Here is a 2617-nt window from a genome sequence, read left to right as displayed (position 1 = left end):
CACCGCGCTGGCCGCCGCCCTCGCCGGCGGGCGCGGCGCCCTCGCGGTGCTGCCCGACGGGCGGGCCGCCGCCCGGGTCGACGCCGCCCTCACCGAGCTGCTGGGCCCCGGCCACCACGTGCTGCTCACCGCCGACGCGGGGCCCGAGCAGCGGTACCAGCGCTGGCTGGCGATCCACCGGGGCGCCGTGCGCTGCGTCGTCGGCACCCGCGCGGCGATGTTCGCGCCGGTCCGCTCCCTCGGGCTGGCCGCCATCTGGGACGACGGCGACGCCGCGCACCGCGACGACCACGCGCCCCAACCCCACGCCCGCGACGTGCTGTTGCTGCGCGCCACCCAGGAGAACGCGGGCCTGCTCCTCGGCGGCCACGCCCACACCGCCGAGGCCGCCCGGCTGGTGCGCGGCGGCTGGGCCAGGCCGCTGGTCCCCGAGCGGGAGACGTTCCGCGCGGCCGCGCCCCTGCTGCGCACCGTCGGCGATACCGACCAGGCCCGCGACGAGGCCGCCCGCTCCGCGCGGCTGCCCACCCTCGCCTGGCGGGCGCTGCGCGAGGGCCTGGCCCTGGGCCCCGTGCTGATCCAGGTGCCGCGCCGGGGCTACGCGCCCCGGCTGGCCTGCGACCGCTGCCGGGAGCCGGCCCGCTGCGCCGCCTGCCACGGCCCGTTGGCCTCGGTCGGCGCGGACGAGGAGCTGCGCTGCGGCTGGTGCGGCACGGCCGAACCATCCTGGCACTGCGGGGAGTGCGGCGGCCACCGGCTGCGGGCCGTGGTCATCGGCGCCCGCCGCACCGCCGAGGAGCTGGGCCGCGCCTTCCCCAGCGTGCCGATCCGCGCCTCCGGGCGGGACCATGTGCTGGCCACCGTTCCCGACCAGCCGGCGCTGGTGGTCAGCACCCCGGGTGCCGAGCCCGTTCCCGAGGGCCCCGGCTACGCCGCCGTGCTGCTGCTGGACGGCTGGGCGCTGCTGGGCCGGCCCGACCTGCGGGCCGGCGAGGAGACGTTGCGCCGCTGGCTGAACGCGGCGGCCCTGGCCCGGGGGCGTCACGACGGCGGGGTGGTCGTGGTCACGGCCGAGCCCACGCTGCGGGCCGTCCAGTCCCTCGTCCGCTGGGACCCGGAGGGGCACGCGCTGCGCGAACTCGCCGACCGGGAGACGCTCGGCTTCCCGCCGGTCTCCCGGATGGCCGCCGTCACGGGCCTGCCCGAGGCGGTCGCCGGGCTGCTGGCCGCCGCCGAACTCCCCGCCTCGGCCGAGGTGTTGGGCCCCGTCCCGCTGCCGGAGACCCCGGCCGGCCGCCCCCGCAGAACGGGCGAGCCGCCGCCCGGCGAACAGTGGGAACGCGCGCTGATCCGCGTCCCGCCTGGCGCGGGCGGCGCGCTGGCCCTGGCCCTGAAGACGGCCCAGGCCCACCGCCTGACCCACCGCGAGGGGCCTCCGGCCTGGGTCCGGATGGACCCCGACGACATCGGGTGATCCGCCTGCCGGCGTACCGGCTCGGGAAAGCGCCTGCCGGCGCCTGGCTCGGGAGCGCCGAGGCGCCCTGGGGGGGCGCCCGGCGCGGGGTTCTTGCCTGGCGGCGCTCGGTGGAGGGGTTCTCCGCTTGGTGGTGGTGCGTGTTGGGGCGAGGGGCGTTGGCCGAGATGGGGCGGAGACGCTCTCCGCTTGGTGGTGGTGCGGGTGGTGGTGCGGGGTGCCCTGTGGTGTTGGGTGGAGAGGGTCTTCGCTCGGCGGCGGCGCGTTGAGTAACGAGCGGGGTGCCCGTGGGCGTCGCGAGTATGAGGTGTCCGGCAGGATGCGGCGCCGGCCGGGCCCTTGACCGTGTTCGCTCGCGCGGCCTTGCTGTCCGGGGGCCGGGCACGGGGGCGTGGTGCGAGGTGGCGTGGGGTGACGAGCGGTAGTCGTCCGGGCGTTGGCCGGGGGCGGAGCCGGGGCCGGTGGAGGGGTTCTCCGCTTGGTGGTGTCGCGTACTAGGTGACGGGTGCTGGTTGGGGCCGGGTGGAGATGGTCTCCGTTTGGTGGTGGTGCGGGTGTTGGTGCGGGGTGCCCTCTGGCGTCGGGCGGGGAAGGTCTCCGCTTGGCGGGGACGTGTGTCGGGTGACGGGCGTTGGCCGGGGCTCGCTCACGGGAGCGGTTTGGAGGGCGCCGGGATGGTCGGTGGGGGACGGGGTCCCCGATCGCGTGGGTGCCGGGCGATGGGACGTGAGCGAACGGGGTCGGCGTCCGGATCGTTGCTGGTGAGCGAAGCGACCCGATCACGGCCTTGACCGCCGTGGCCCGATGGCGGCCGGCGCCAAGCATGTTCGGCAGTGCGGCAGCGATCGCGTGCCAACTGTACTGGGCGGCTGGCCAGTTGACCGGCGGAGCGCGGGTCGTCGCACTCCCGGGCCCGTCGCCGTCACGTGTGACGGCGACGGGCCCACAAGTAGCGCTGCTCAGCGGACTGCTGGCCCCCAGAACCGGCCTCGCCGCCTCGGGCGGCGGCCCCGGTCCCCGGAGCGAGCCGCCAGGCGTGGTGGCGGCGGCCCGTCCCGAGGCCGGCCGCCAGCCTCAGCCGCGTTGGCCGGGGAGGCTGTGCGGCTCGGGGGCCGGGGTCGTCGCGGCGGGCTGGGGGCGGCG

1 protein-coding gene is annotated in these 2617 nt (G+C 78.0%); it reads left to right on the top strand.

Annotated features, from left to right (window positions below):
- Positions 1-1474, top strand: a 1474-nt coding sequence (locus EBN88_RS29515; RefSeq protein ID WP_122400047.1) for a primosome assembly protein PriA, incomplete at its 5' end; no start/stop codon positions are given.
- Positions 1475-2617 lie beyond the last annotated feature (1143 nt).

Origin of the sequence: Streptomyces triticirhizae (assembly GCF_003696235.1) — a bacterium.
In the GTDB taxonomy this organism is placed as follows: domain Bacteria; phylum Actinomycetota; class Actinomycetes; order Streptomycetales; family Streptomycetaceae; genus Streptomyces; species Streptomyces triticirhizae.
This window is presented reverse-complemented; position numbering and strand designations above follow the sequence as displayed.